The organism is Caballeronia sp. HLA56 (assembly GCF_054655155.1).
Genome location: NZ_BAAHOB010000002.1, coordinates 916,941 through 935,743 on the forward strand (window position 1 = coordinate 916,941; position 18,803 = coordinate 935,743).

An 18,803-nucleotide genomic window follows, 5' to 3' on the forward strand; every position below is an offset into this window, starting at 1 on the left:
CTTTTGCCATCACGACGCTTCGCGATGGTATCGAGAGGTCGCTAAGAAGTATCGCTTAGTCAACTTTGTTACCCAGCTTTCGAGCATCACGATGACAGGGGGCATTGCGCTTTGCTTCTAGAGTAACGCTCTAGCCGTTGCGGGCGGTTGAGAGCCTGAGATTACCGGCTTTCGCAAATGGCCCGGCCGAATTTCTTCCCCTAAGAAGTGCGATAGGGGTCGCTGTCTTTAGCGATCCTCTAAGCAGCTTGCGCTAGCAAAACTCGTCGGCCTGTCGCGTCGATTCCATCACACATGGCAACGTCTCGCGACTCGACGCTAGCGCCTACGCCCTGTGCGCTCGCTACCGTTCTAACGGGCTACGCGTCGATCCAACGATTGCGCAATGTCGCACAACGCCTTTAAGACCAACTGTGTCCAACTTTTGTACCCCTGAAACCGCCGCCATCCTTTCGAAATGAAAACTTCATATCAATCGGTATATGTTTCACTGTCAGGAAAACTTAACGCATTTTTTTCTTAATTTCACATTTACAGTCATCTCATAAGACGATAACCTTGCTTCCGTTCTCACCGATTCGGCACATCTTGCTCTAAGCAAGAATTCGCACAGCTGAATACGGTAATAGTTGCTACATCTAACGCGGTCTCTTGTGTCTTACGTTCGGAAGCTTCGATCGGCAGTTCCTGCAGTATCGAAAGCAATCGTTTGCTTACGTGCTGAGTACAAAGCAAGCCGCGGAAAGCCGTGACTCGTCGCGAAGTCGACGTGGTGCTACGGCGAACCTCGCAACTAGCGAACTGTGTGCTAGCTGTCGGCGGAAAGTGCCGGCAACCTTTTAAACATGTGCGGGCGCTAGCCCGGCAATTAGTTATGCAAACTAACATGAATGAAAATCAGTCTTCCCATTTCCTGAAAGTTCTGTCGAAAACTAAAGCCGCAGCGCTTGCCACTGCTCTGGTCGCTTCCACGTTGCTCGCAGCTTGCGGTGGCGGCGGCGAAAGCGCAGTCGATGCCGCAGTCGACAAGTCCGCCGCCACGCCGCAATCGACCGAAAAGGCCGCAACCACCAGTTCCATCTTCTACGGCGCAAACGGCCACATCACGAACGGCGGCGCGTATGACACCACGTCGTACGCAACGCAGCTTTCGCAACTCCAAAATCTCGGCGTGAAGATTTACCGTAACGACGTGTACAGCCAGGCATCGGCGAAGGTTCTCGCCACGGTCGCAAAGCAGTTTGCGGCAGGCGGCGTACAGGTTTATCCGGTGATGCTGCTGGGCCTGAACTACAACAGCGAGCAGGCCGCCTATAACGCGGGCTACACGATGGGCCAGCAGACGGCGCAGACGTACAACTACACGTACTACGAAGTCGGCAATGAGCTCGAAGCAAACACGCTCTCTGGCAACTACGACGGCAACGTCTGGAACCATTACAGCAATCAGCCGTTCACAGTCGCGCGCGGGTTGATTCGCGGCATGATCGCGGGCGTGAAGTCGGTCAATAGCTCGGCGAAGATCATCGTCGACGGCACGTGGAAGCACACCGCGTTCTTTCAGATGCTTGCGGACGGCTCGCAGCCGGACGGCACGCATGGTCACCCGACTGTCAGCTGGGACATCACGGCATGGCACTGGTACTCGGACCAGGGCGACATGACCCACGCTTGCGGCAACACAGGTTGCCATGACATCCTCGGCGTGCTGAACTCGTTTGGCAAACCGGTCTGGATCAACGAGTACGGTGTGCGTCCGACCTACGGTACGTACTCGGCAATCGCGTCGTACTTCACCGGCAGCTTGATGATGCAGCAGTTTTACAACAACGCGGCAAAGTACAACATCCAGTCGATTCAGGCTTTCGAAATGTACGACGACAGCGAAGGCGCATACGGTCTTATGACGAGCGATGGCAAGACGCAAAAGCCTGCCTTCACCGCAGTCAAGAGTTTCATTGCAAGTCACCCGAAGTAAAGCGAGTCAGAAAGGGCCTTCGGGCTCTTTCTTTCTTCTTCGGTAAGCGTTGAGGCCCGTTCCCATTCAACCGATGGTCAACGTTCACCAGGTCGCACGTTACGTCACGATGCTCGCTAGCCGCATCAATTCCGACTGACGCGAGCAGGACGTTTTCTTGAGCGTTGCGGCAAGGTGCTTGCGTACGGTCGCAATCGACACGTCAAGAATCGCTGCGCATTCATTGACGCTGTGACCGCAGATCAACTCGCACAGCATCCGCGCTTCAGCCTGCGATAAGCCCAACACACTTTGGAGTGTCGCTACCTCCGGCCGGCGAAAAATATGACGGCGCTCAATGCGCAATACCGCTCGCGGCCGTGAGGAAAGCACAAGATCGTCCGCGCGCGTGATCACCATATGCCACGCATGTCCCCAAGCTCCAGTCACGACGATCGTGCTGCACTGACCGCAAGCCAGCGTCTTCGCTACGCTAGATTTGAGTCCTTCGTAGGCCTTCGCGTTCGGATGCATGAGCTGTCCATTGCGGATAGCGAGACCACCCTGGTCTCCAAGTAGGGCCAACGCGTTCGACATCTTGCACATGACGTTCAGATCGGCATCGACGGCGACGACCGTGGTCTCTTCGTTGAACAGATAATCGACCAGCGCTGCGGCATCGCTGCTTTCGAGCGCGACGGCCTTGACCGTCCGAGCGTCCGACATCGCTTCCTGCGCGTTGATCGAAACCGCCACGTTCATCTCCGATGCCACGATACATTCCAGCATTTCATCCCCTTCGGTGTTTTTTTAGGCCGGCTTTGGAGCCATCACGTTGGCACTCTTGCGTCTACCAGGCAAAGGCAATTTGTATGCCAAATCCTGCGAAGCCTTGTTGGACAAGAGGTCTCCAACAAGCCGCTCACCGCTAGTTGAAATCCGCACGAATTTGAACCAGGCGGACCAAAACTGTTTCAGTCACGAACGTCCCGCTTTCGGTCGCTAACGTTTGCGCAGCGGCTTTTAAGGACGATCGACTCAAACGAACGAGCGTCTCAAACGCCCGCTGCACGTGCGTTCTCGTAACACCGTAACGTGTTCCCCGCGACATGAGTCGCGGAAGTTTCATGGCAGCGAGAGGTGTTCATTTGACCCATCGACATCCGCCATCGCCATCCGCCAGAATGCGTTCCATACCACTGCATCGCTTCGGCAAACGAAGTCTGCAGGAATGACGACGAGAGGCTCGTATGCGACACGATGGCGATGCAAACAGGATCTCGACGAAGGGCGCGTGGCGCATGCCGCAGTTCTGGGTCGCGTCGATGACGTTCGTGACCACGGCCGCGCTACTCGGCAACATGGTCGATAACGCGGCATATGCTCAAGGCGCGCAGGACGCCGATTCGCCGTCGAGCGCTCATGGCTCCGCTTCGGGTAATGAAGCACGTGCGCTCGTCACGCTGCCGAACCCGCCGACGCCGAGTCCGCTTACGAGGGTCCGGCCGCAAGCGGCGTCGCCTGCACTCACCGACAGTGCGACGGTCAGCCGCCAGTCGACGATCACGGGCAGCAACACATTGCCCGCCAAGCCGGATGCCAGATCTCCACTCGTGGATACGCTTGGCGGGATCGTTACCAACGACGCGGTGACGCTGGTAGGCGAAGACTTCTATAACTTTTTTGCTCAGGCATGGACGCAGATGCCGATGAGCGAACGCTATAACGTGTCGGTCCATGAGCGTCCCTCTGCAAGATACGGCAGTCTGATCTGGGTCGAATACGATCAGCGTCGCGTGTTTCAGGCGTTCTTGCCTATTGCCCGGGCGAACGTGCGGCCTATTGCCGAAAGCGCGGCGGCGAGCGCGTTGCAGACAGTGCTGCAGGCGGATATATCGCGCCTGCTGTTTCATGAAGCCGATCTCGCATCGGATGAAATGTAAGTCGCGGCATACGGTAGCAGAAAGACAAAGACAGCATTCAAACGATAAAAGAGAGTTCGAGGAATTCGGGATGACTAACCAAAAGACCTTCACGCGGATACTGCTTACCGCGATTGCCAACGCGGGACTGATTGGCGGAGCGTATGCATCGCCGCTGGTGTACGAGCCCATCAATCCGACGTTCGGCGGGAATCCCGCGAATGGTCCTGTTCTCATGGATCAGGCGACCGCACAGAACAAGCATCAGGACCCGAGTCTGGCGAGCCTGACCAGTTCGCAGTCCACGCTCGATCAATTCAACAGTCAGTTGCAGCAGGCCATTCTGTCACGCGTGGCGAGTTCGGTCACGAGTTCGATCGTGGGCACGGATGGATCGCTCAAGCCAGGCACCATCAACACGGGCAACTTCTCGATCAACATCGCGCAGATAGCGAACGGCAATCTGCAAGTGACGACGACCGACAAGACCTCGGGTGCTTCAACGACTTTCGTGGTGAGCGGCGGCCAGTAACGCAGCCTACGCCAAATGCTGGAGCGAGGGCTGCGACCAGCCGTCAGCCGGATGCCAGATCTCCACTCGTGGATACGCTTGGCGGGATCGTTACCAACGACGCGGTGACGCTGGTAGGCGAAGACTTCTATAACTTTTTTGCTCAGGCATGGACGCAGATGCCGATGAGCGAACGCTATAACGTGTCGGTCCATGAGCGTCCCTCTGCAAGATACGGCAGTCTGATCTGGGTCGAATACGATCAGCGTCGCGTGTTTCAGGCGTTCTTGCCTATTGCCCGGGCGAACGTGCGGCCTATTGCCGAAAGCGCGGCGGCGAGCGCGTTGCAGACAGTGCTGCAGGCGGATATATCGCGCCTGCTGTTTCATGAAGCCGATCTCGCATCGGATGAAATGTAAGTCGCGGCATACGGTAGCAGAAAGACAAAGACAGCATTCAAACGATAAAAGAGAGTTCGAGGAATTCGGGATGACTAACCAAAAGACCTTCACGCGGATACTGCTTACCGCGATTGCCAACGCGGGACTGATTGGCGGAGCGTATGCATCGCCGCTGGTGTACGAGCCCATCAATCCGACGTTCGGCGGGAATCCCGCGAATGGTCCTGTTCTCATGGATCAGGCGACCGCACAGAACAAGCATCAGGACCCGAGTCTGGCGAGCCTGACCAGTTCGCAGTCCACGCTCGATCAATTCAACAGTCAGTTGCAGCAGGCCATTCTGTCACGCGTGGCGAGTTCGGTCACGAGTTCGATCGTGGGCACGGATGGATCGCTCAAGCCAGGCACCATCAACACGGGCAACTTCTCGATCAACATCGCGCAGATAGCGAACGGCAATCTGCAAGTGACGACGACCGACAAGACCTCGGGTGCTTCAACGACTTTCGTGGTGAGCGGCGGCCAGTAACGCAGCCTACGCCAAATGCTGGAGCGAGGGCTGCGACCAGCCGTCATCCAGATCGATACCAACAAGAAACAGCAAGACACGGGGAATATCATGAACCGATTCGCACTCCGGGCAACGCTCGCGCTCGTCAGCGCCGCCGTGCTCACGCTCTCAGGCTGCGCGGTATCGCCGCAGAATGTGGCGGGCAACGCGACGCTCACGCCGCCCACGCGCGTGACCCGCGACCTCGTGCATCTGCCGCCGCCCAAGGGCCGCGTGCTCGCTGCCGTCTATGGCTTTCGTGATCTGACCGGTCAGTACAAGCCGTCGCCCGACAGTTCGTTTTCATCGCAGGTTACGCAAGGTGGAGCGTCGTTCCTCGTTGCCGCCATGCGCGATTCCGGCTGGTTCACGCCGGTCGAGCGCGAGAATCTTCAGGACCTGCTGACCGAACGCAAGATCATGCGCGCGCTCGAAACACCGGACGACAAGAACCGCGTCATTCCGCAGATCGGCGCGTTGGCGCCAGCCAGCATCATCCTCGAAGGCGGGATCGTGGCGTACGACTCGAATGTGAAGACCGGCGGCGCGGGCGTGGCGTATCTCGGGATCAGCGGCTCGCAGCAATATCGCGTGGATCAGGTGACCGTGAACTTACGCACCGTCGATATACGCAACGGGCAAATCCTGAATAGCGTCTCGACGACCAAAACCATCTACTCGTATCAAGTGGATGTCGGCGTCTACAAGTTCGTTGGCTTCAAGGATCTGCTCCAGGCTGAAGCAGGCTTGACGCGCAATGAGCCGGCGCAGTTATGCGTCAAGGAAGCGATCGAATCCGCAGTGGTTCATCTGATCGTGCAGGGACTGAAGAACCAGACTTGGGCGCTCAAGGACGACAAGGACTGGTACGACCAGACGGTTCAGCGTTATCTGCAGGAAAACCAGAACTACATCGCGGAGATGGACAAGGTCAACACCTCGTATGACCCGTCGAAGGTCGAACCGGAAAAGGCATCGTCGGGCGGTTGATTCCGGCGCACGCGATTAGTAGCTCGCATCAGGAGCCGTAAATGAAGAACCGAAAAATCAAGAAGTCGCTCGCTCATAAAATATACGGAATGCTTATGATTGTTGCGTCGACCGCGAGTGCCGCTGACCTGTCCTTCATCTCGGACTTCGGTGCAGGGGAGCCGGCTTTCACGGTGAGCCGCCAAAGTGCGACGGTGAATCAGACGGGTTCAGCGAACACGGTGCAGGCCCGGCAAACCGGCGTCAACGCGATCACCATCAATCAGATTGGCGTGGCGAACGTGGCGGCGTCGCAGCAAACCGGGACGCAGAACTGGCAGTCGCTCGTGCAGTCAGGTAACGGCAATCAGTATGTCGGCGTGCAATCGGGGTCATACAACACGGCCAGCGTGACGCAACGAGGCAATAGCGACTACGCGTCGGTTACGCAATACGGGTCTCGCAACGACGCATCGGTGGCGCAACGCGGCAACGGTAATCAGGCAACCATCATTCAAGGAGGCGCCGGCAGCGGCATTCAGGTCCAGCAAACGGGTAACGGAGCAAAAGCGTTGGTGATCGCCCGATAAGCATACAACGACGAGCAACGAATCAAGGAGCAGCCATTCGATGAAACGACGAGTGAAGTAGCGGCAGCAGCAGGGGAAAGGCGGCAAGTGCACACCATGAAAAATGCCAAGCAGGCCGGACCGCTGAAATGAAAGCAAAAGCACAAACACGAAACCATCGTTCACTGGTTCATATAAGGGGTTGACCAATCATGAAGATCAAAGCATCCGTCGTTGCAATGGGGTTTCTGGCACTGGCCTCGTCGAGCGTGTTCGCCGAAGCCATCAACAACACCGTCACCGTGACCACGACCGGTACATACAACAATGCATTGGTTGACCAGAAGGACACGAACGGCGATAACGTCGCAATATCGCAGCAGGGCGGCCTTATCGCGGCCGGCAACCGCGCGAGTGTCACCGAATCGAGCTCACGCGACAACAAAGTTGTGATCAACCAGTCGAGTGTGCTGAACAACGCATCGGTCAATACGAGCGGCGGTGCGGGCAATGCGACGAACATCGATCAGAGCGGTGTGCTGACCGCAGCCAAGGCGTCAGTCGTGCAGACGGGCGAAGTGCAGAACAAGGTCAACATCACGCAGACCGGCTTCGTGAGTGGTTCGACCGCCAACGTGAACTCGAACAATGGCACCGGCAACACGACTTCGATCTATCAGACCGGTGTGAATTCGGCGAGTGTTGCGCAGAATGTCGGTTCGGATAACACGACGATCATCAGCCAGACCGGCGCGCTTGGCGTGGCATCGGTGGGCCAGGCTTCGTCGTCGGGTAACAACACGAATGTGCAGCAAGATGGCGCCAGCGGCAACGCAACGGTCTCTCAGACGCTCGGCTACGACAACACCACGAACATCGCGCAGCATGGCTCGCTGGAGACGGCAACGGTCTCGCAACTCGGCGCGCTCGGCAACACGACGCAGATTCTGCAAACCGGTCCGAGCAACACGGCAAACGTCGCACAGACTTTGTCGGCGGCCAACCTGACTTCCATCTCGCAGACCGGCTCGAATAACGACGCGGCCGTCTCGACGATGCTTGCGCTAGGCGGCAACGTCACGGTGTCGCAGATGGGCTCGAAGAGTCAGGCCTCGGTTTCGCAGGTGAGCGAAGCAGGTTCGAGCGCGACCGTGTCGCAAAGTGGCTCAGGCGTGAACAATGTCAGTACGTTGCAGCAAAACGGCAGCGGCAACGAGATCACGTCGACCCAGGTTTCGACTGGCACGGCCGTCAACACGGCGGGCCTTTCGCAAGTCGGCGCATTCGGCTCGAAGCTCGATCTGCTCCAGCATGGCAGCGGCAACAATGCGGTGGCGTATCAGGCCGGGATGGAAGAAACGCTGCTGGCATCGCAAGATGGCGTGAGCAACGAGTTGTACTCGTCGCAATCGGGCAGCGGCAACCGCATTGCATCGACGCAAGTTGGTGGAAGCAACTACGCATCGGTCACGCAAGCCGGTTCAGGCAACATCGCCACCGTGACGCAAACAGGCATCCACAACTCGACGACGATCGCTCAGCACTAAGGGGCGTAGTTAAGATCGTTGTATGGGTTCGACTCGAACGGCCGAGCCCCCGGCCGTTTGATCGATGCTTTCCTTCACCCCGCGTGGTGCCGGTCGATATTCACAGCCACCACGCCGGGTGCTTTTCCATTCAGACGCGCTTTGCCTGAGAGGAGCCAATCATGATCGCGTTCTCCGATGTCGCCGTGTCCTTCGATGTCACTTCCGCCAACGGTTCGATCCGCGTCGTTCCGTACGTCGTCAGCGTGTACGACACCGGCCTCGACTACGACTTGCACGTGCTCAAGTCGGGCGCGTCGGGCACGTCGAACGTGTCGCAGTCGGGCAGTTTGCACTTGCGCGGTGGCGAGAGCCGAGCGGTCTCGACGCTTGCCGTGTCATCGGCGAAAGGGGAGGCTTGCAAGGTCAGCATCACGTTGATGCAGGCCGGGCGTGTGATCCGTACGGTCAGCACGGATTGCGGAACTGGCAGCGCTTACCAGGCGACTCGTTGAAAGCCCGAGCGGCCGTTTGAACCATCAACTTTGCCACTGAGTCTTCAATCGTTCGATGAACCATTTGCCTGCCGGTCCGGGCGGCTGCGAAGGCTGCTGAAAGATGGACATCGTCAAAAGCCAGCCGCTGGGCGGCATCTCGTCCGTATCGAGAACAACCAGCGTCCCTGCGGCGATGTCTTTTTCGACCATATGCAAGGGCATGCCTCCCCAGCCCACGCAGTCCTTTAAAAACGCATATTTGGTGGACAAGTCCGCCAAGCGCCAGGTTGAAGCGGAGGCCACACCGAAGTCGCGACCTGCCGTGAGATCGGATCTGTCGGTCAGCACCAGTTGAACGTGGCGGCCAAGCTCACGCCGTGTTATTCGGCGACCGATGGCTGCAAGCGGATGCTGCGCCGAAGCCACCGCGACCACGGGCACGTCGCCGAGCCGCTCGCTCGTCAGCGATGAAAATGCCTGTGGCAGCGGCGGTAGTATGCCGAGACTGCATCGGCCGTCGAGAACGGGTAGATAAGCCGCTCCCAGTCCTTCGACGAAGAGACGTAGCGGCGTCAGTGGAAACTGCTCGGCGAAGGCCTTTGCCACTGCACTGATAACGTCAGTCGGGAAGAAAACGTCGACCACTACCGAGAGTTCGGCTTCCACGCCCGATGTCATGAGCCTCGCACGCGCCTTCAACGCATCCACCCCGGCGACGATATTGCGAGCGTCCGCGAGCAACAGCGCGCCCTCCGGCGTGAGCTTCGGGAATCGTCCAGAGCGCTCGAAAAGAATGACGCCCGTTTGATCTTCCAATCCTCCGACCCAACCACTTACCGCCGACTGAACGCGATTGAGTTTTCGCGCTGCCGCCGAGAAACTGCCCTCATCCACGGCGGCGATAAAGGTTCTGAGTTGGTCCAGCGATACTCCATCGAGCATGGCGGCCATCCATCTCCGAGCGTGATGGATTGTATCTCGATATGCCGTCTTCCCAGATCGTTCACGCACTGCCACGATCTACTTAAGCAACGACGTACTCGTGACCAACCAGAAAAAGGAATTCTCATGACTTATTCGATCATCGGGAGCGGCAGCGTAGGCGCCGCGATTGCCCGTCAATTCGTTCGCAGCGGCATCACGGCAGGCATCGCGAACACGCGCGGGCCGGAATCCATCGCACCTATCGCGCAAGAGCTCGGCGACAAGATCGTACCTATGACGTTGCAGGACGCGCTCAAGGCCGACGTGATCATTCTCGCGGTTCCGTTCTGGGCGCATCGCGATGTCGCCAAGGCTATGGCTAGCTGGCAAGGCAAAGTCGTCATCGACGCCACCAATGCCTATGGCGTGCCGCTAAACGAACTGGACGATCTGCCTTCCTCGGCGGTCGTGGCGAAGGCGCTGCCGGGCGCGCATTTGGTCAAGGCGTTCAACCATCTGCCCGCGCGCGTGCTCGCGCAGGAACCCGCGACTTCAGCGGGACGCCGAGTGCTCTTTTTATCGAGCGATGATGAGGGCGCCAATGCAACCGTCGCGGCGCTCGTCGAACGGCTCGGTTATGCGCCGGTCAGTCTCGGCAAGCTCGCCGAAGGCGGTCAACTCGTACAGGCCCGTGACAAGCATTGGGCGGCGTTGATCTTTCAGGACCTGTTCAAGAAGGAGCAATGAGCCATGTACGATCATGTCATCGGACCCGAGCCATATGACCGGATAAGGTCGGCTATCCGTGCGCTCAATGACATATAGAGGCGCCGCTTGAAGTCGTGTGAAAGTTGCTCGTCGATTCAAAGCAGGGGTCGAGCGACTACTGCGTGCCTCTATAAAAACGCATTCAGCGCACCCGCCGCGACGAATACAGCGATAGTCCGCTTGACATGCGAGCGGATCTCGTTGCGAAGATCATCGAGGTTTTCATCCATCAATGCTCTCATGAGCATGGGCGGAACGATTGCATCGAGGATCTGAGTGGCGATGATCAACGCATTGCGCTTGATGGCAGCGCGCGTACTGGCGTCGCGCGCAATTTGCGAATGTTCCGCCATCAAGCTCGCGACCGCATCGATGCCGCGTAGGCGCCCCGCCTCGCGTGTCATTTTCGCCAGCGACGGAAATCGCGGCGCGTCCGCGACCACTACTCTGATCAACCCGATCACCTCGTCGTCGAGCAAGCGTGTGACGAGCGCGCGCGTCACCCCTTCGAGTTGCTCGACGAGAGCAGAGGATTGCGGCGCCTCGAACACGGGACGCAAGCACCGCTCGCAATTTCGTTTGACCACTTCGGCGAAGAGCGCTTCCTTGCTCGGATACCGACTGTACAACGTTGCCTTGCCTGCGCCCGCCGCCTCGGCGATGCGCTCCAGCGACGCTCCAGCGAAACCCTGCTGCAGAAAGACGGTACTCGCCGCGTCCAGAATGCGCTCTTCCACATCGCCTGCCATCGCGTTGGACGGACGGCCTTTCTTCCGCGAGAACATGGCTCCTATGGGGCATAGGGAGGCATGTCCGTTGCCATCTTTCATCGTGCGTTTCACGGCTGATCCTTGCATAAATCTCCAGCGCAAGATTAACACAGACGCCGCTTATTAAAAAAAGAACGAGACCGTTCCGTTCTATTGTAGAATGCATCTCAATATTGGTTGGGAGACTGCAATGGCCGGAAGTGAAAGCGAAGATAGCAAGCCCTCCGGCGATGCCGGAGAAGGCGACCGCGAGCAAGCCGACAAGAAGCCGGGCGAGGAAACGTCCAAGCCGATGAGCCCGAAGCGCAAGCGCATGAATGCCATCATCGGCGGAACGGTATTACTGATTTGTGTGGCTGGAGGCGTTGCGTACTGGCTCCATAGCCGGCACTACGAGAGTACCGACGACGCGTTCATCGACAGCAATCAAAGCCAGATTGCATCGCAGGTGAACGGTCGCGTGATCGAATTGCTGGTGGCGGATAACCAGCACGTCGAAAAGAATCAGCCGCTCTTGCGCATCGATCCACGCGACTTCGAAGTGAAGCTCGAACAAGCCGAGGCACAGGAAGCCAATGCCGTTGCGCAAGTTGCGCAGGCGCATGCCGACCTGCTGTATCAGCAAGCCAATCTCGCGCAGCAGACCGCGCAGGTGCGCGTCGCGCAGGCCGATCTACTGCAGGCGCAGCAGGATCTCGCGCGCTATACGGGCACGGACCCGGCCGCCATCACGCGTCAGCAACTCGAACAAAGTCAGGCGACCACCAAGAGCGCGCTCGCGAGGCTCGATAGCGCGAAGCAGGCCGTTCAGGCGGGCGAAGCGCAGGTCGCGTCGCAACGAACCAAGATCGACGCCGCTCAGGCATCGGTGCGTCAGACGCATGCGGATGTCGATAACGCGAAGCTGCAATTGAGCTACACGGAAGTCGTCGCACCGCAGGCAGGGAAGGTGACGCGCCGCACCGTGAACCTTGGCAACTACGTGACGCCCGGACAGGCGCTCGTTGCAGTGGTGCCCGACGAGATGTGGGTCACCGCGAACTTCAAGGAAACGCAGCTCGTTCACATGAACGTGGGACAACCCGTGGATGTCACCGTGGATGCTTATCCGGACAAGGTTCTCCACGCGCATGTCGAGAGCCTGCAACGCGGTACGGGCTCGGTGTTTAGCAGCCTGCCTGCGGAAAACGCCACGGGCAATTACGTGAAAGTGGTGCAGCGTCTGCCCGTGAAGATCGTCTTCGATGGCGACGACTGGCGCAACATGCCGCTCGCGCCGGGTCTCTCCGTCAGTCCGCGCGTGACGGTACGTTGACATGGCCGCTACGCACGCAGCATTGCCGAGGTCGGCGGCGGGGCCCTTCAATCCATGGCTCATCGCGGTCATCGTGTCGATTGCCACCTTCATGGAAGTGCTCGACACGACCATCGCGAACGTGGCGCTCAGGCATATCGCGGGCGGACTCGGTGCGAGTCTCGACCAGAGCACGTACATCACGACGAGCTACCTGGTGAGCAACGCAATCGTCTTGCCTATCAGCGGATGGCTTGCGAACGTGATCGGGCGCAAGCGCTTCTACATGATCTGCGTGTTCCTGTTCACGGTCAGTTCGGTGGCGTGCGGCTTCGCCACCTCGCTGCCGATGATGATCGTCTTTCGCGTGCTGCAAGGACTGGGCGGCGGCGGTCTCGCGCCGGTCGAGCAGAGCATTTTCGCGGACACGTTCACACCGGACAAGCGCGCGATGGCGTTTGCGCTGTATGGCTTTACGGTCGTCACGGCGCCCGCCATCGGACCGATGCTTGGCGGCTGGATCACCGAGAACTATTCGTGGCACTGGGTGTTCCTCATCAACCTGCCGGTGGGGATGGTTTCGCTCGTCCTGACGTGGATGTTCGTAAGCGACAGCAAGCTCGTTCAGCAAGAGCGTCGCGCGCTGCTCGACCGAGGCTTGCGCATCGACTATCTCGGCTTCTTTCTGGTGGCGGTCGGCTTCGGCTGCCTGCAGATCGTGCTGGATAAATTCGAGCGCGAGGACGGGTTCTCGTCGAACTTCATCTGCTCGTTCGCGGCGGTTGCATGCGTCGCATTGGTGGCGCTGGTCTTTCGTGAACTGACGACCGCGCAACCAATCGTGAACTTGCGGCTTTTCAAGTCGCGCGCATTCGCCATCAGTTGCGGCGTCATGTTCGCGTTCGGGTTCATCATCAACAGCACGACGCAGATCCTGCCGCAATTCACGCAGGAACTGCTTGGCTACGATGCCACCAACGCCGGCCTCACACTTGGCCTGGGTGGTCTCGTCACGTTGTTCTTCATGCCCGTGGCGGGCATCGTGACCGGGCGCGTGTTCCAGCCCAAATGGCTCGTGATGATGTCGCTTGCGGGCACGGGCGTCGCGTTACTGCATTCGGCGGGTCTCGATCTGAACATCGGCTTCTGGGATGTCTCGTTGTCGCGGCTTTATCAGGTCATCTGGCTGCCATTCCTCTTTATTCCTCTTTCGACCGTGCAGTTCATCGGTATTCCGCCGGAAGAGAACAACAACGCATCCGCGCTCATCAACATGATGCGCAATCTCGGCGGCAGCTTCGGCGTGTCGCTCGTGACGACGCAACTGGCGTGGCGCGATCAGTTTCATCATGCACGGCTCGCCGAGCACATCACGCCGTATAACGGCTTCGTGAATGCGCTCGGCTCCATCGCCGGACGGGTCGAGCAACAGGCGTCCGTCATGAGTTATCTCGACGTGTTCATCATGCTCGGCGTCATATCCCTCGTGCTGTGTCCCGTCTGTATCTTGTTGCCGAAGCTGCCGAAGGGGGCACAAGTCAATGCGCATTGATTATCGATGGATTCCGTTTGTCGTTTTCCTGTCCGCCTGCACGGTCGGCCCAAACTTTCAGCGTCCTGCATTGCAGACACCGGCGCCGTGGCCCGAAACGCAGTCCACGAGCGAGGCTAACCGGTCGGTCGCGGTGCCCGAACCTGTCGATCCGCAATGGTGGAACAGCTTCGGCGATCCCGTGCTGACCGAGCTCGTCACGCGCGCGATGGACAGCAATCTCGACATCAAGGTCGCGGCGGCGCGGCTCCTGGAGTCGCGTGCGCAGCTTGGCCAGACGAAGGCCGACGAGCTTCCGACGCTAAACGGCAACGCTTCCTACACGCGCGAGCTGCAGAGCGCCGATGGCGTCATCGGCTTGCTGGGCGGCGGCGGGTCATCGGCCACGGATACGAACGGGCTCGGCGGACGGCAAGGCGGTGTTCCGACGTCGAGCGCGGCGCAAAACGCACTGCCGCCGTTCAATTTGTATCAGTATGGTTTCGATGCATCGTGGGAACTCGACCTCTGGGGCCGCGTGCGACGCACGACGGAAAGCGCGAGCGCCACGGTCGAAGCGCAGAACGAGGCGCGGCACGATGCGATCGTCTCGACCGCCGCCGAAGTCGCGCGCGATTATCTGAATCTGCGTGGGACGCAGGAAAAGCTGCGTATTACGCGAGAGAATCTGGCGTTTGCAGAGCGTACCGTGCAACTCACGGAGGAGCGCGCGAAGCATGGACTCGCAACCGATCTCGATGTCGCCAATGCGCAGAGCCAGGCCGAATCGAATGCCGCGGATATTCCGCAGGAAGAGCAGCAGGAAGCGAAGCTGATCAATGCCATCGGCGTGCTGCTTGGCGAGTATCCGCAAGCGCTTGCGGCGAAGCTGTCGCCGCCATCCGCCGTGCCGATGGCGCCGCCGCGCGTGCCGGTCGGGCTTTCATCGGAACTGGCGCATCGGCGGCCGGATATCCGCGAGGCGGAGGCGCAGCTTCATGCGGCAACGGCGAGCATCGGCGCGGCGAAGGCGGACTTCTTCCCCAAGATCACGCTGTCGGGAAGCGTCGCCATTCAGGCCACGCAATTCACGAATCTCGGTAGTTGGGGCGCGCGCAGCTACAGTGCGGGGCCGAGTCTTTCGCTTCCCATCTTCGAGGGTGGCCGCTTGCGTGCGACGCTCGCGTTGCGGGAAGCCCAGCAACAGGAAGCGGCGATCACGTACCGCAAGACCGTGCTGTCGGCATTCCAGGAAGTGGATGACGCGCTGACGGGATTCGCCGCCGAACAGCGCCGCCGCGATCGCCTGGAGGCAAGCGTGCAAGCGTCCAAACGCGCGCTCGACATTGCAAACAAGCGCTACATTCGTGGCCTGTCGAACTACCTCGACGTGTTGACGGCACAAAAGGCGTTGCTCACCGCCGAGCAGCAATGGGTCGACAGCACCGCGACGGTATCGACGAATCTCGTCGCGTTGTACAAGGCGCTCGGCGGCGGCTGGGATACGCAAGACGGCGCGTATGCGGCGCTTTCCGCCAAGCAGGAATAAGGCGCACAAGCGCGCGTTCGCGATGCCTCGATGACGGCTGGCGCGAGAACGAGGCTACACTCAGGCTTTTCCAAGCCGGAACGCGCTGTGCCCAAAGTGTCCACGATTCGCGAAGTGGCGGAACATGCCAAGGTCTCGAAGGCGACCGTATCGCGCTACCTGAACGGCAGCCTCGCGTTGCCGCCGGACACAGCCGAACGCATCGACGCCGCCATCGCGGCGTTGAAGTACCGGCAAAACAGCCTTGCTCGGCGCCTGAGCCTCGGCAGCAGCGAGACTATCGGCTTGGCCATGCCGGACGTGGCGAATCCTTTCTTCGCGGAGATCGCCGACGAAGTCGAGCTGGCCGCTTCCGAGCATGGCTACGGTCTGTCCTTGTGCATCACGCGCAACCAGTTCGCTCGCGAATCGCTGTATGTCGGCTGGCTCGACATTCAGCATCTCGATGGCCTGATCCTCGTCTCCAACCGTCCCGACGACGGCACGCTGCGCACGCTCATCGGCACGCGCGGCAATATCGTCGTGATCGATGAAGACGTGCCCGGCGCGGACGTGCCCAAAGTGCTCGTCGATAACGTGCAGGGCGGCTATCTCGCCACGCAGCATCTGATCGAGGCGGGGCATCGGCGCATTGCTCATATCAGCGGCCCGCTCGGTCTTTTCACCGTGCAGGAGCGTTGCGAAGGGTATCGGCGGGCGTTGGCGCAGGCGAATATCGAATTCGATGAAACGCTCGTCTGTTTCGGCTCGTACGAGCGCGAGTTCGGCGCGACGGCGCTCGGCCGTCTGCTTGCGCTGCCGTCGCCGCCCACGGCGATTTTCGCGGCGAGCGATTACCTCGCGGTCGGCCTGCTCGAAGCGCTGCGCGATCGACGTATCGACGTGCCGCGCGATATGTCGATCGTCGGCTTTGACGACATGGAGTTTGCGAGCCTGCTGATGCCGCCCATCACGACGCTTCGGCAGTCCGCGCGCGATCTCGGCCGCACGGGCGTCGAGTTGCTGCTTGCGCGTCTCTCGGGCGGCGGACCGTCCACCGTGCGGCGGCTGCCCGTGAGTTTGATTCAACGCGCGTCCGTCGCGCCACCACGTTTGCGCTGAACTCAGCGTCAACGCGCACTCCACGCAAATTCTAATTTTGACCGGTTGACATGAAAGGGGCGACGGCCGTAGCCTAAGTAAACCGGTTTACAAAGCGGCGCGTTTTATCCGCGCCCTCTGAAGTTTCAACCATGCCAGGACCAGCCGACGAGTCGCTCGTCCTGCGCCTTTGCGATGGAGGAGCTGTGATGAACGCCATGCTGTCACGCCGGATCATGTCCGCGGTCGCCGTGATGTCCGCCGGATCGCTGATTGCACTATCGGGCGGCGCGCACGCCGCCGACAAGAAGAGGATCGCGCTGGTCCAGATCAATCAGGAAGCGCTCTTCTTCACCCAGATGGATGACGGCGCGCAAAAGGCCGCGAAGGCCGCGGGTGCGGACCTCGCCATCTTCAATTCGAACAATGACCCGAACGCGCAGAACAACGCCATCGAGACATACATCCAGCAGAAGGTGGATGCGCTTCTCGTGGTCGCCATCGACGTGAACGGGATCAAGCCGGCGATTGCCGAAGCAAAGAAGGCCGGCATTCCGGTCGTCACCATCGACGCTATCGTGAACGGCGATAACGACGTGCAAGTCGGTGTCGACAATCTCAAGGTCGGCAAGGACATCGGCACCTACACGGCCGATTACGTCAAGAAGTCGCTTGGCGGCAAGGCAAGCGTGGGCGTGGTCGGCGCGCTGAATTCGTACATTCAGAACGTGCGTCTGGACGGCTTCAAGGCCGGTCTCGCGGGCGCGCCCAATGCGAAGATCGTGTCCACGGTCGATGGCCAGAACGTGCAGGATCAGGCGCAGACGGCCGCCGAAAATCTCATCTCCGGCAACCCGAACATGCAGGTCGTTTATGCAACCGGCGAACCGGCCTTGATCGGTCTCGTGGCCGCCGTGTCGGCGCAAAGCGCGACGGATCGCGTCAAGATTTTCGGCTGGGACTTGAGCGCGCAGGCCATCAAGGGCATCGATCAGGGCTTTGTCGTGGCCGTGGTGCAGCAGGACCCGGAAGGCGAAGGCAAGGCGGCCGTCAACGCCGCGCTCAAGCTGATCGCGAAGCAACCGGTCGAGAAGAACATCTCTGTTCCGGTGACCATCGTCACCAAGGCGAACGTGGCGAAGTATCGCAGCGTGTTCAAGTAGGCCGCGTCCAAACCGGGAGAGCCTCATGTCGAGCGTGGACACAGGCGCGCCGCTGCGTGTGCGGATGCGCGGCATCACCAAGCAATACGGCGCGATACAGTCGTTGCGCGGCGTGAATCTCGATGTCGCGCCGGGCGAAGTGCTGGGCCTCGTCGGCGACAACGGCGCGGGTAAATCGACGCTGTCGAAAGTGCTGTCGGGTGCGGTCGTGCCCGACAGCGGATCGATCGAGATCGACGGCAAGACGGTCCATTTCGACAATCCGGGCGATGCCCGCACGCATCGCATCGAGATGGTCTATCAGGACCTGTCCTTGTGCGATACGGTCGATGTCGCGGGCAATCTGTTTCTCGGCCGCGAGCCCATGCGCCGCGTGCTCGGCATGCCGATTCTCGATCACGCGAAGATGCATCGCGATGCACGTTCCATGCTGGACGGGCTCGGCATCCGCATTCCGGACACGAAACTAGACGTGGAAAATCTGTCGGGCGGACAGCGTCAGGCCATCGCCATTTCGCGCGCGGTTTCGTTCGATCCGAAAGTGCTCATCATGGACGAGCCGACTGCCGCGCTCGCCGTCGCGGAGGTCGAAGCGGTGCTCGATGTCGTGCGAACCGTAAGCGCGCGCGGCGTCAGCGTGATTCTCATCAGTCATCGGCTACAGGACCTGTTTCTGGTCTGCGACCGCATCACGGTGATGTACGAAGGCACCGCTATCGCGGACCGGCCTATCGGCGAGACGAATCTGCAGGAGATCGTCGATCTGATCGTCGGGCACAAATTCAACGCGCGCTCCGCGCGTCCACACGCCGAACATTGATC

General features: G+C 59.7%; 19 protein-coding genes. 16 read left to right on the top strand and 3 right to left on the bottom strand.

The window, feature by feature from the left end:
* The first annotated feature begins 886 nt into the window (after positions 1–886).
* Positions 887–1,978, top strand: coding sequence for a lipopolysaccharide biosynthesis protein (locus ACYQ47_RS10555; protein WP_244832454.1), 1,092 nt, complete (start codon positions 887–889; stop codon positions 1,976–1,978).
* 99 nt (positions 1,979–2,077) lie between these two features.
* Here ACYQ47_RS10555 and ACYQ47_RS10560 read toward each other — a convergent pair whose 3' ends face one another.
* Positions 2,078–2,746, bottom strand: coding sequence for a helix-turn-helix transcriptional regulator (locus ACYQ47_RS10560; protein WP_309847085.1), 669 nt, complete (start codon positions 2,744–2,746; stop codon positions 2,078–2,080).
* Positions 2,747–3,207: 461 nt separating this feature from the next.
* Here ACYQ47_RS10560 and ACYQ47_RS10565 point away from each other — a divergent pair, with 461 nt between their 5' ends.
* The 8 genes from ACYQ47_RS10565 to csgH all read left to right on the top strand — a co-directional run bounded on the left by ACYQ47_RS10565 (position 3,208) and on the right by csgH (position 8,920).
* Positions 3,208–3,900, top strand: a complete 693-nt coding sequence (locus tag ACYQ47_RS10565; RefSeq protein WP_250495242.1) for a curli production assembly/transport protein CsgE — start codon at positions 3,208–3,210, stop codon at positions 3,898–3,900.
* A 70-nt stretch (positions 3,901–3,970) separates the two neighbouring features.
* Positions 3,971–4,411, top strand: a complete 441-nt coding sequence (locus tag ACYQ47_RS10570; protein WP_244832457.1) for a curli assembly protein CsgF — start codon at positions 3,971–3,973, stop codon at positions 4,409–4,411.
* A 68-nt stretch (positions 4,412–4,479) separates the two neighbouring features.
* Positions 4,480–4,809, top strand: a complete 330-nt coding sequence (locus ACYQ47_RS10575; protein WP_459905348.1) for a CsgE family curli-type amyloid fiber assembly protein — start codon at positions 4,480–4,482, stop codon at positions 4,807–4,809.
* A gap of 70 nt (positions 4,810–4,879) precedes the next feature.
* Positions 4,880–5,320, top strand: coding sequence for a curli assembly protein CsgF (locus ACYQ47_RS10580; RefSeq protein ID WP_244832457.1), 441 nt, complete (start codon positions 4,880–4,882; stop codon positions 5,318–5,320).
* Positions 5,321–5,410: 90 nt separating this feature from the next.
* A complete protein-coding gene (locus ACYQ47_RS10585; RefSeq protein ID WP_459905349.1) occupies positions 5,411–6,331 on the top strand; it encodes a CsgG/HfaB family protein in 921 nt (306 codons plus the stop codon).
* 95 nt (positions 6,332–6,426) lie between these two features.
* On the top strand, positions 6,427–6,900 hold the full coding sequence (locus tag ACYQ47_RS10590; RefSeq protein WP_244832459.1) for a hypothetical protein: 474 nt from the start codon (positions 6,427–6,429) through the stop codon (positions 6,898–6,900).
* Between the two features lie 191 nt (positions 6,901–7,091).
* Positions 7,092–8,426, top strand: a complete 1,335-nt coding sequence (locus tag ACYQ47_RS10595) for a beta strand repeat-containing protein (protein ID WP_310392178.1) — start codon at positions 7,092–7,094, stop codon at positions 8,424–8,426.
* Between the two features lie 161 nt (positions 8,427–8,587).
* Positions 8,588–8,920, top strand: coding sequence for a curli-like amyloid fiber formation chaperone CsgH (gene csgH, locus ACYQ47_RS10600; RefSeq protein WP_250527847.1), 333 nt, complete (start codon positions 8,588–8,590; stop codon positions 8,918–8,920).
* Positions 8,921–8,944: 24 nt separating this feature from the next.
* On the opposite strand, the gene ACYQ47_RS10605 is transcribed toward csgH, so the two are convergent.
* The gene (locus ACYQ47_RS10605; protein WP_459905350.1) at positions 8,945–9,853 is read right to left on the bottom strand and encodes a LysR family transcriptional regulator; all 909 of its coding nucleotides are present in this window, start codon (positions 9,851–9,853) and stop codon (positions 8,945–8,947) included.
* Positions 9,854–9,970: 117 nt separating this feature from the next.
* Here ACYQ47_RS10605 and ACYQ47_RS10610 point away from each other — a divergent pair, with 117 nt between their 5' ends.
* On the top strand, positions 9,971–10,573 hold the full coding sequence (locus ACYQ47_RS10610) for an NADPH-dependent F420 reductase (RefSeq protein ID WP_459905351.1): 603 nt from the start codon (positions 9,971–9,973) through the stop codon (positions 10,571–10,573).
* Between the two features lie 149 nt (positions 10,574–10,722).
* Here ACYQ47_RS10610 and ACYQ47_RS10615 read toward each other — a convergent pair whose 3' ends face one another.
* A complete protein-coding gene (locus ACYQ47_RS10615) occupies positions 10,723–11,379 on the bottom strand; it encodes a TetR/AcrR family transcriptional regulator (protein ID WP_459905352.1) in 657 nt (218 codons plus the stop codon).
* A gap of 175 nt (positions 11,380–11,554) precedes the next feature.
* On the opposite strand from ACYQ47_RS10615, the gene ACYQ47_RS10620 reads away from it, so the two are divergent.
* The 6 genes from ACYQ47_RS10620 (at position 11,555) to ACYQ47_RS10645 (ending at position 18,801) form a co-directional block, all read left to right on the top strand.
* Positions 11,555–12,679 (top strand): HlyD family secretion protein, encoded by a 1,125-nt coding sequence (locus ACYQ47_RS10620; protein WP_244832463.1) that lies wholly within the window; start codon positions 11,555–11,557, stop codon positions 12,677–12,679.
* A 1-nt stretch (position 12,680) separates the two neighbouring features.
* Entirely contained in the window at positions 12,681–14,210 is a 1,530-nt protein-coding gene (locus tag ACYQ47_RS10625) for a DHA2 family efflux MFS transporter permease subunit (RefSeq protein ID WP_309958568.1), read from the top strand.
* Entirely contained in the window at positions 14,200–15,738 is a 1,539-nt protein-coding gene (locus ACYQ47_RS10630; protein ID WP_459905353.1) for an efflux transporter outer membrane subunit, read from the top strand. Before ACYQ47_RS10625 ends, ACYQ47_RS10630 begins: the two co-directional genes overlap by 11 nt.
* Before the next feature lie 87 nt (positions 15,739–15,825).
* Complete coding sequence (locus ACYQ47_RS10635; RefSeq protein WP_250495233.1) at positions 15,826–16,839, top strand: LacI family DNA-binding transcriptional regulator; 1,014 nt, start codon at positions 15,826–15,828, stop codon at positions 16,837–16,839.
* 188 nt (positions 16,840–17,027) lie between these two features.
* Positions 17,028–17,981, top strand: a complete 954-nt coding sequence (locus tag ACYQ47_RS10640) for a substrate-binding domain-containing protein (RefSeq protein WP_309936261.1) — start codon at positions 17,028–17,030, stop codon at positions 17,979–17,981.
* A gap of 25 nt (positions 17,982–18,006) precedes the next feature.
* Entirely contained in the window at positions 18,007–18,801 is a 795-nt protein-coding gene (locus ACYQ47_RS10645; protein ID WP_250527839.1) for an ATP-binding cassette domain-containing protein, read from the top strand.
* The last annotated feature ends 2 nt before the right edge of the window (positions 18,802–18,803 follow it).

What these genes read in the sequence shown, in the direction of transcription:
- ACYQ47_RS10555 (WP_244832454.1), top strand. Translation starts at nt 887, where the DNA reads ATGAATGAAAATCAGTCTTCCCATTTCCTGAAAGTTCTGTCGAAAACT.
- ACYQ47_RS10560 (WP_309847085.1), bottom strand. Translation starts at nt 2,746, where the DNA reads ATGCTGGAATGTATCGTGGCATCGGAGATGAACGTGGCGGTTTCGATC.
- ACYQ47_RS10565 (WP_250495242.1), top strand. Translation starts at nt 3,208, where the DNA reads ATGCGACACGATGGCGATGCAAACAGGATCTCGACGAAGGGCGCGTGG.
- ACYQ47_RS10570 (WP_244832457.1), top strand. Translation starts at nt 3,971, where the DNA reads ATGACTAACCAAAAGACCTTCACGCGGATACTGCTTACCGCGATTGCC.
- ACYQ47_RS10580 (WP_244832457.1), top strand. Translation starts at nt 4,880, where the DNA reads ATGACTAACCAAAAGACCTTCACGCGGATACTGCTTACCGCGATTGCC.
- ACYQ47_RS10585 (WP_459905349.1), top strand. Translation starts at nt 5,411, where the DNA reads ATGAACCGATTCGCACTCCGGGCAACGCTCGCGCTCGTCAGCGCCGCC.
- ACYQ47_RS10590 (WP_244832459.1), top strand. Translation starts at nt 6,427, where the DNA reads ATGATTGTTGCGTCGACCGCGAGTGCCGCTGACCTGTCCTTCATCTCG.
- ACYQ47_RS10595 (WP_310392178.1), top strand. Translation starts at nt 7,092, where the DNA reads ATGAAGATCAAAGCATCCGTCGTTGCAATGGGGTTTCTGGCACTGGCC.
- csgH (WP_250527847.1), top strand. Translation starts at nt 8,588, where the DNA reads ATGATCGCGTTCTCCGATGTCGCCGTGTCCTTCGATGTCACTTCCGCC.
- ACYQ47_RS10605 (WP_459905350.1), bottom strand. Translation starts at nt 9,853, where the DNA reads ATGGCCGCCATGCTCGATGGAGTATCGCTGGACCAACTCAGAACCTTT.
- ACYQ47_RS10610 (WP_459905351.1), top strand. Translation starts at nt 9,971, where the DNA reads ATGACTTATTCGATCATCGGGAGCGGCAGCGTAGGCGCCGCGATTGCC.
- ACYQ47_RS10615 (WP_459905352.1), bottom strand. Translation starts at nt 11,379, where the DNA reads ATGTTCTCGCGGAAGAAAGGCCGTCCGTCCAACGCGATGGCAGGCGAT.
- ACYQ47_RS10620 (WP_244832463.1), top strand. Translation starts at nt 11,555, where the DNA reads ATGGCCGGAAGTGAAAGCGAAGATAGCAAGCCCTCCGGCGATGCCGGA.
- ACYQ47_RS10625 (WP_309958568.1), top strand. Translation starts at nt 12,681, where the DNA reads ATGGCCGCTACGCACGCAGCATTGCCGAGGTCGGCGGCGGGGCCCTTC.
- ACYQ47_RS10630 (WP_459905353.1), top strand. Translation starts at nt 14,200, where the DNA reads ATGCGCATTGATTATCGATGGATTCCGTTTGTCGTTTTCCTGTCCGCC.
- ACYQ47_RS10640 (WP_309936261.1), top strand. Translation starts at nt 17,028, where the DNA reads ATGAACGCCATGCTGTCACGCCGGATCATGTCCGCGGTCGCCGTGATG.
- ACYQ47_RS10645 (WP_250527839.1), top strand. Translation starts at nt 18,007, where the DNA reads ATGTCGAGCGTGGACACAGGCGCGCCGCTGCGTGTGCGGATGCGCGGC.